We start from the raw sequence: 8,760 nt of genomic DNA on the forward strand, positions 1-8,760 counted from the left end.
CCGTCCTCAGATGATGGTGGTGGTGTAAGGGCCGCTGATCCCAGCCGTCAGCCCGTCGCTGTTTTCCGCCCGCAGGCGGTATTCCCAGGCGCCTTGTGGCGCGCTGGAACTGGTTTCCTTGAAGACCTGTAGATCGGAAACGGTGCCGTCGAATGGGGCCGATGCGTAGACCTCAAAGGCGTCGTGTCCCTGCGGGTCAAACTCGAAGTAATGAACGCCATTGCTTTCGAAGATCCCGCCAGACGCAACGTCGCTGCCATCGACCATGCGGATCTCCACATCGCCCGCCGTGCGGCCCGAAATGGTGATGGCCCCGCGCACCACGTCATTGATGTAGGTGGTTAGGGGAGCAAACAGTCGATCAGCAGTTCCAGCCGTGTGGGTGGCGCTGTTCCCGGATATGTTCCACGACGCGGCGGCGCTCATGCCGGAAATCTCGACCTTCGTGGATGTCTCGGCACCGCCATCCACGAAGGTCTGCGTCTGACCGCTCGCAAAGCTGATCGTCCCGATATAATCCGTGTCGTCATCGAACGTGCCGCCCGACGCCGTGCGGAACACGTCGGCGGTTCTGGTCGTGCCGCCAGCCCATGCCGTGATGACGGCGCGGCCAAGCTCCCCGCTGATCGTCACGCTGTCGGACGGCACCGCGTTCGGCGCGGCCTCAAGCTCCTCGCCCACCGTGTAGTAGATCGTATCGGTGAACTCGGACCACGCGCCGCCGGATGCCTGCGCCGCTGCCCGGACTTCAATCTCATCCCCGACCGAGTAGCCGGTGATCTGGATGGAGCCCGAAGTCCCGCCGAGGCCCGCGGAACTCCAGCCCGCCGCCCCTGACAGGCGATAGTCGACCGTGTAGCCGGAAATCGTGGATGTATCGCTTGCAGCCATCCGCACCGACACGAACACGGTAAGCACCCCATCCAGCGTGTCGGTCCAGATGTTTCGGATCAGCGGCTGGCTTGGTGCGTCTCCCGGCGTGCTGGGCTGGCCGACCACCGTGTTGAACTCGGGCGGCTCGTAGTCGGCCAGCTCCGTGTCGATCTCTGGCGCGTCCTCGGTCAGCCGAAGCTCAACCGTGCCATCCTCGCCGGGCACGATCCCAAGCACCCGGCATGTGCGGATCGTCTCGGTTGCGGGCGCGAAGGTGACGGACGTTCCAGCGGGCGGGATGTAGCCTTTCAGGCCGAGCGTCTGCGTCTCGCCCTCCTGCGGACGAACGATGGTCACGACAGCCTGACCCCGCACATCGGCGGCGCTGGTCATGTGCCAGTGCAGGACGTAGCTGGTGCCCGCCTCCATCGTCACCGGCTGGTCGATCAGGACCGCGTTGCCGACCACATCGACCACCCGCGCCGAAATCTGCTTAGACGACAGGATGTAATGCGACAGGTTCACCCGGCTCCCGCGTGTCGCCACGCGCAGCGGTCCCTCTTGCATCACCCGCCACGTCGAGCGGCGATAGATCGCTTCAAGGATCCGCCGGTAAAGCTCAATCGCGACTTCGCGCGGGTAGAGTTTTCCGGGAAGCTCCCACTCCTCGATGACATCCGGATCGCCCTCGAAATCCGGCCAGAGGGTTGTAATTTCAGCGATCCCGAAATCGTCTTCCGCGTTGAGGAACTGGACGCGCACCGCGTCGGGCGGGTCCAGCGGCTCGCGGGTGCCGCTTAGGCCCCAGCTATTCGCCGCGTTGATGTGGTCGCAGATCGGGTTCGCGTCATCATCTGCCCGGTCGATCACAACGCCGTGCCGCGCGCCGTCATAACGCGGCGATGCGCGCCCGGCACCCGCGATCCGCGCCAAGGCTTCGGGAAAGGAGCTTGCGTCATCGACCCTGCCGTTGAAGGTCAGGCCGTTGGCCTCGCAGAACTCCCAGAGCGCCTGCATGTCATCGAGCCGGATCCCGTCCTCCGTTGACGGGCTGCGCAGCCACGGCCCCTGGTGGTAGGCCATCAGCGATCCCGCCGGGTTCTCGGTCAGGCCCTCCTCCCAATCCGTTCCGGTCCAGCACGGGGCATAGCGCTGCACAACGCCGGTCAGCGCGCTGATCTGTCCGTTCAGCTGCTCGCCCGCCTCGACCCGGACGGCGATGTGCGCCATCGGCGCGGGCGGATCGAACGGGTGGCGCTTGCGGATGCTCTGCGTTTCGATCCATTGGAGATCGGAAAGCTCGTCATCACTGTCGCCCTGCTCGGTGGTGCGCGTGAGGCGGATCTGCCATTTGCCCGCGCTCGGCGGGGTGATGGTTTCTTGGAAATAGACCGGGTTCAGATACTCGTCGGTGAAGGCCAGTTCGCCCGCGTCGATCCACGCTTCATCGTCCTCGCGGTCAGCGTAGAGCCGCAGATCGACTTGCACCCGCACGGTGGTCTGTTTGTGCGTCCCGTCTTTGTCCAGATTGGCTAGGCCGCTCGGGAAGGCGAAGATCAGCGAGATTTGTTCCGTGTCTGTGTCGGTGTACCGCTTGACCGAATGGTAGAACAGCTCGTCCGTCTCATAGCCCAGATCATCCTCGTAATCCGGCCCTTTGAGCGTGATGGCTTCCGCCACCGGCACGACAACCTCCGGCGTGATCGTGACGGGCAGATCGCCCTCCACGCCTTCGCGGATCTCGTATTCGATGCCGGAGTAATCCTCCATCGGCGTGTCGCCCAGCCACAGGTCGGAAATGTCGAGCCGCCCATATCCCCAGGTCAGCCCGGCGCGCAGGTATTGCGACCGTCCGACAACCTCGCGGTAAGGCATCTGGAAATAGACCGGAGCCATTCGGGTTCGCCCCATCACCAGCGGGAACGCCGAGCCAAGCGTGGCCCGGTTCTGCCAGCCGTTCAGCGCATAGGTCGCGTCATAGCTTTCAGGGTCGCGGATCTCTGGTTGCGGCGTCAGGGCGTTGATCGCGACCGAAATCAGCGCCGATGTCGCCAGACCGACGCCGACCGAGATTGCCGAATATGCGAAGGATGTGGTCGAGGCTACGCCGAAGCTGGTGGCAATGGTGCTGGTCAGCCATGCGGTGACAGGATCCCCCGGCGTGAGGCGCACCAGCACCGCCGCGCCAGCCTCCGGGGTGACGCCTGCCCAATCAGTCCGGTCCACGACGCCGGCATGACGGCCCGTCAGGATCTCGACCACGAGGCGCGGTGCAAGCTCCTTGGCCGTCGCGGGGAACGCCGCGCGCACGATCTGCGCCACGGTGCTGCCATCAGGCACATTGATGGTGCGCGCCTGGTCTGGCGCGACGGATGGAACGGCTGAAACGTGGATCATTGGCTCTCGTGGCGATAAGCGCCCGCGAAGCGGCGGGGCCATGGCGTTACGTTGAAATCGACAATCGCGGACTGGGAGCGCGCGTGATTGTGCAGCATCAGGCGAGGCGTCACCGCGACGGCGACGTGATCGCCCTGCGCTCTGACGTTGAACAGCAGAAGGTCGAAGGGCCGGATCTGCTCGACCCGGCGCCACGGGCCGGAAGCCAGCCCCCCGGCGATGTGTGCGGCGCGTTCAGCGGGGGGCGTCTCGGCGGCCACGATGCAGTCATGCCGTGGAAGCTCGACCCCCAGAGCCTCGGCGTAGACCAGCCAGACCAGACCGTAACAATCGGCCCCGGCCCGCGTTAGGCCGAGGTCCAGATGCGGGATGCCGACGAAGCTGGAGAAGGTCATATTGCCCCGCGCAGCCCCGGCGCACGGGCGGGCGTCATGACGTGCTGCACCGCCGGTTCCTCCATGATGTGCGCGAGGTTCGCCCGGATCTCGACTGTGGAGCTGTCGAACGGCGTTTCAACGATGCGCAGGCCGAGCCACTCGCCCTCGACGTTGTTGGTGTCGGCGCTGCTGACCACCACGCAATCGACCACGGGCTTCGGCGAGGTGAAGGACTGGATCGCATCCATCAGTTCGGGCGTGTTTTGCAGGCTGACGCGCGCCTCCGGGATGTCGCCCTCATCGTCGCCGGGCATTTCCGCGCCAGCCTGAACGGCCGTGTAAAGCTGCTCGGTGCCCTCCCAGTCCGAGTAGACGCCGAAGATCTCGGGCTCCTCAGAAACAAGCTCGTGCGGGGTCAGCGTCAGGCGCAGCGGCTCCGAAAGATCCGGGTGGGTGATCCGCAGCAGGACGATCTGCACCACGTCAGAGGTCGTTGCGTCTTGAGCGGCGCGTACGGCGTGGGACAGATTGCGGGTCATAGGCGCGGCCTTTCGATCACGGTGAAGGAAACGGAGCGGTCAATCTTGTTCTTGTCGTTCGCGACCTTGGGCGGTTCCCCCCAGGTGCAGCGCATGTAATCGCTGAGCAGGATCACCTTGCCGTTCTCGTCGGTGATCGACTCCCCGGTTTCGTCGGCCCACGGCTGGAGGTGCTTGGTCGGGTGTGGCATCCAGAACTGCCCAACCCCATCAGCCAGCGTGTCGATATAAAACCGTTCAAGGATCTCGACCTGATCCGGCGTCAGGCGATACGTCAGGCTATGCGTGGTCCAGAGTGCCCGGTGACCGCGCGTGGGCTTGGGCGGGCCGACATCGAAGGATGTCATGCGCCGCCCGTCTGCCCGTTGCGCGCTGTAGTTGGACGATTGCGGATGCGGCAGCTCCGCAGGGAAAATAGGCCCCGTGATCATCCGGTTCTCCTCGGCTTTCTGTTAAGGCGCGGCGATGCGCCGAGGCCGTTCAACGTGCGCTGGAAGTCTTCGCGCAGACGAATGGTCTGCACCGGTCCGGACGGAGTTTCCCGCTGGAAGGTTTCGACAATGTCAGACGCCTGGTTGATCGTGGTGAACTTGATGCCCATGCTGCCGCTGGGAGTGGCCGCAGCAGCCGCACCGCCCACCATGCCCCCATCCGCAAACTTGGGAATACGTCGATTGCGGACGGCCTCCATGAAATCCGCCCCGTAGAAGTCGACCGCCGAGGCCGGCTGGACGAACTCACCCCGCGACACCTTCGCGATCAGATTGTCCTGGCGCTTGCCGCCGGGGCCATCCAGAAGCCCTGCCACACGCCCGACATTCTTGAAACCACCCCCCGAGGCCCGTTCGGGAACGCCGCCAAAGATACCGGACACGATGTCGCCCAGCCAGCTGCTGCCGCCCCCGCCGCCAGACATCGCCCCCTCAAAGCCCTGGAACAAGCCGTCGACCTTCTGAGCGAGCATTTCCCAAACCGGGTCGGTCAGCACCTGCCAGAGCTTGTCGAGGAACATCTGGCCGAAGTCGTCAAGGAACCCCTGCCAGCCGCCATCATTCCGAAGGTTGTCGCCAATGCCGGCGATCTGCTGCGTCAGCGCCTCGATGCGCTGCTGCTCTTCTTCAAGGCGTTCCCTTGCGCTATCCGAGGCGCCAGCGTCGCGTTCCTTCGCAGCAGCCAGCCGCCCCCACGCCGCAGCCTGCTCATCTATCACTTCGCGGAGCGTCCGCCCATCGGCGGCCAGCGCCGTGTCGACATCAAGCCCAGCCTGCTTGGCCCGCTGCAGCGCTTCATGCTGGAACGTCAGCCGCGCCTGCTCCTCGATCGACTTGCCCGTAAGCTCCGCCTCAAGTCGCAATTGGGCGATTTGCTGGTCACCGACTTCAAGCAATTGCTGCAGCGTGCTGCTGCGGTCGCGGGCGGACTGGGCAATCTGCGAATCCTGCGCCGAAATCGACTGCATCCGGCCCGCGCTGTCGGCGTCATAGGCTGTGAGGATGTCGGAATCGCCTGCCCGGTTCAACCCCTGCCACTCCTGACGTAGCGCTGCGGGATTGCGCCCCCGGCGCGCGATCAGGCGATCAGCCATCTGATCTTGCAGGTCGCCAGTGAACAGCTCATCGCCCGACAGGTTCATCTCTGACATCAGGCCGCGCAGCGTGCTGCGGACGATCTGATACATCCCCACGGCCGAGCTGTTATGCGGGTTGTCAGGGTGCGCCAGCATCCGACCCTGCAACTGCTGGATTTCGTCCAACGTCATGCCGGTCAGGTTCTGCGGGCCGGTGTAGCGATCATAATCAAGGGTGGTGTTGTAGCCTTTGGCCGACGGGTGCGATCCGACCGCTGTTCCCTCAAGATGGGCGATAAAGGCGCGCATACCCTCCTGGGCGACGGCTGGCGGGGCAGACGCGCCTGCTTCAGCCAGCGCTGCACCCTGTTCCCGGCTGCGCTGATACTGCTCATAAACGCCTTGCAGCTTGCCGACCTCTTTGGCGGCATCCCTGGCGCTGGCAGCAGTCGCATCAAAGGGCTGTTCGGCGGCGATGTCGCGGCTGGTCTCAAGCAGCTCTGCCTCGCGTTCGCGCAAATCGACGACGCCTTCCTCAGCCGCAGCCAGCCCTTCCGCGTTCGCCCTGAACCCCTCCAGCTGCTCTTGACGAAGCTGACGCCCCGCGATGAGCGCTTCGTCCATGACCTCCAAGAGTGTGCCGTAGGCGGCACGGATCTCTGCCTCCCCTTCCGCTAGGTCGATTTCACTGATCTGATCCGCAAAGATCCCCGTCGCAGCAGCAACGTCACGAACCTTGTCCAGTGCAGCGCTGTCTGAAAGGTCACCGGTAGCCTGGAGAATTTCCGCCAGACCATTGCGGAGATCTTCGAATCCCGGCCCGACCGCTTGAACCTTTGTGAATGCATCCCAGAACTCTTGCCCGGACACCTCCATACGAGATGCCTGATCCGCCATCTCGGCAAGGTCGGTCAGAAATCTGTTCCGAGGCCCCTCCGGCAAACCTGTTTGCAAATTCGTCCGGAACAAAATTCGATAGCGCGCCGCGAAATCGTCAAATCCATCGCCATCGAAAAATGCGCCGCTCATGCTTTTTTGCGCACGGCGCAGCTCGCGTTCAGCATCCTCCAGCGACTGTGCAAGCGCGGCCTTCGACTGGGTAAGCATGGCCTGCGTAGCTTCTGAAACGGCACCACCAAGCTCTTTCTGTTCGTCTGCCGCTCGCTTCGATGCCGCCTGATATGCGTCCAGAGCATCCGCCGCTTTCGTCGCAGCGATGTCAGCCCGGCCGACAGCGTCGGCGGCGACATCAGTGTCGATCCCGAATGCAACCAGTGAGGCAGCGGTGATCGCAAGGGACAGCGGCCCGCCCATCATGCCTGTAAGCACGCGCGCCGCGACACCAAGCCGCGTCAGCGGCCCAACAGCACGACCAGCAGCTGTGCCGACGCCAGACACGGATCCGGCCAGGTCGATCATTGCGGCGCGTGTCGCAACGGCCTTCGCGATGACCAGCGTCATACCCTTCCCGACCAGGTAAACCGTCAAGGCCTGCGCCACGCGCTCGGCTATTTCTTCGACCTCGGCAAAGTTCTCGGTCAGATAGCGCAGCGCCTCGGTGAGGCGGCGGGTGAATTTCTCTGCGACATCGAGCCCGCCATTCTGCGCCGCCTCCAGCTGCAAGGCCTCCCAAGCCGCCGCCAGCTCCTTCAGCGCACCATCAAGCCCGCGCAGACGAACCTCCGCCTGCTCTTGCGCTGAAACGTCACCGATGGCCGATGCCAGGTCCCGAAACCCTGCCGCGCCTTGCTCTGCCAGGGACGCCGCCGTGCGGATCGCGTCGGTGCCGAACACGGTTTTCAGCGCATCCAGCTTTGACGCCTCATCCAGACCGGCGAGGCCGTCCTGTAACTCTTGGGCGATCGACGCCATGTCCTTCATGTTGCCGTTGGCGTCGAAGAACTCCAGCCCGAGGCGCTTCATCACGCCCGCCGCCTTTGCAGACTCCGGGACCAGGCGCTGCAAGAACGTCTTGAACGATGTGCCTGCATCGGACCCGGACGCAAAGCTCGCCGCCGTGGCCGACAAAGTGGTCAGGAAATCCTCGATCTCGACGCCGGTCGATCCGGCCACGCCGCCCGCTTGCGCGATCGCGAGTCGCAGATCGTCAAAGCCGAACTTACTGGTGAAGGCTGCGCCAGCCAGCCGATCAACAATGTCGGGTAGGCGATCGGCGGTCAGGCCGAACTGCTGCATCACGTCGGTGACCAAGTCCGCCGCTGGCGCGACCTCTGACCCCAACGCGCTGGCCAGCATAACCGAACTGTCGAGAGCGCCGCCAAGAATGGCAGAAACGGAAACACCGTTCTTGGCCAGAACCTCGATCGCCTCTGCCGCCTGCATGGCGCTGAACGCCGTGGTTTCTCCAAGGCGCTTCGCAGAACCGCCAAGGCGGTCGAGGTCTTCTTCACTCGCCTGCGTTGCCGCCTCGACACGCTGCATCATCGCCTGGAACTGCCGCCCGACATCGAGCGAACCGCGCCCGAAAGCCGCAAGCCCGCCAACCAGGGCGGCACCGCCCATGAACGTCGCCAAGCGCCCCAGGGCAGGCAGCTCGGCAGAAACCGCCGCCAGGCCCCCGCGCAACTGCCGCGCCGCCAAATCCGTTTCGCGCAAACCAGCACTGGCCGGGCGTGTGGCAGTCTGGATGCGCTTCAGGCTCTTTTCACCCGACGCACCCAGGGCGCGCAAATCGGCTTCCAGCTGCTGCTTTCCCGATGCCGACAGGCGGATCTTATAGTCGCGGGTGGATCTGCTCATGTCGTCCTGTCCTGTTCGCGCTGCTTTGCGGCGGCCTCAAGCAGACCGCTCTCCCAATGGGGCAGCAGCAGCGCGGCGATGTCGGTTGGAACTCCCTGCGCGCCCAGCAGGGCGAGGCAGGCGGGCATATCGAGCCCAGCATATCCAGCGCCGCCAATACGGCGCTGGTGGAACAGCTCACGACCTGCAACCGAAATGGCCCGGCCCTCAAAGCTGTGTGGCGCGTGAGTGTCTTCAGGGCATGCGC

Annotated in this window: 6 protein-coding genes; all 6 read right to left on the reverse strand. The window is 64.5% G+C overall.

Annotated elements, in window-relative coordinates; genetic code table 11:
- Positions 1–6: 6 nt before the first annotated feature.
- Positions 7–3,270 carry a hypothetical protein gene (locus KO516_RS06580; RefSeq protein ID WP_216002994.1) on the reverse strand — a complete coding sequence of 1,088 codons (3,264 nt, stop codon included), beginning with the start codon at positions 3,268–3,270 and terminating at the stop codon, positions 7–9.
- Positions 3,267–3,665 (reverse strand): C40 family peptidase, encoded by a 399-nt coding sequence (locus tag KO516_RS06585; RefSeq protein ID WP_216002995.1) that lies wholly within the window; start codon positions 3,663–3,665, stop codon positions 3,267–3,269. The genes KO516_RS06580 and KO516_RS06585 overlap by 4 nt, the downstream gene beginning before the upstream one ends.
- A complete protein-coding gene (locus tag KO516_RS06590; protein ID WP_216002996.1) occupies positions 3,662–4,186 on the reverse strand; it encodes a DUF1833 family protein in 525 nt (174 codons plus the stop codon). Before KO516_RS06590 ends, KO516_RS06585 begins: the two co-directional genes overlap by 4 nt.
- The gene (locus KO516_RS06595) at positions 4,183–4,617 is read right to left on the reverse strand and encodes a hypothetical protein (RefSeq protein WP_216002997.1); all 435 of its coding nucleotides are present in this window, start codon (positions 4,615–4,617) and stop codon (positions 4,183–4,185) included. Before KO516_RS06595 ends, KO516_RS06590 begins: the two co-directional genes overlap by 4 nt.
- A complete protein-coding gene (locus KO516_RS06600; RefSeq protein ID WP_216002998.1) occupies positions 4,614–8,513 on the reverse strand; it encodes a phage tail tape measure protein in 3,900 nt (1,299 codons plus the stop codon). Before KO516_RS06600 ends, KO516_RS06595 begins: the two co-directional genes overlap by 4 nt.
- Positions 8,510–8,760, reverse strand: a 251-nt coding sequence (locus tag KO516_RS06605; protein ID WP_216002999.1) for a hypothetical protein, incomplete at its 5' end; no start/stop codon positions are given. The genes KO516_RS06600 and KO516_RS06605, both read right to left, overlap by 4 nt.

The organism is Citreicella sp. C3M06, assembly GCF_018860705.1.
Taxonomy (GTDB): domain Bacteria; phylum Pseudomonadota; class Alphaproteobacteria; order Rhodobacterales; family Rhodobacteraceae; genus Salipiger.

Coding starts and splice junctions, on each gene's coding strand:
- KO516_RS06585 (WP_216002995.1), bottom strand. CDS start 3,665: ATGACCTTCTCCAGCTTCGTCGGCATCCCGCATCTGGACCTCGGCCTA.
- KO516_RS06600 (WP_216002998.1), bottom strand. CDS start 8,513: ATGAGCAGATCCACCCGCGACTATAAGATCCGCCTGTCGGCATCGGGA.
- KO516_RS06590 (WP_216002996.1), bottom strand. CDS start 4,186: ATGACCCGCAATCTGTCCCACGCCGTACGCGCCGCTCAAGACGCAACG.
- KO516_RS06580 (WP_216002994.1), bottom strand. CDS start 3,270: ATGATCCACGTTTCAGCCGTTCCATCCGTCGCGCCAGACCAGGCGCGC.
- KO516_RS06595 (WP_216002997.1), bottom strand. CDS start 4,617: ATGATCACGGGGCCTATTTTCCCTGCGGAGCTGCCGCATCCGCAATCG.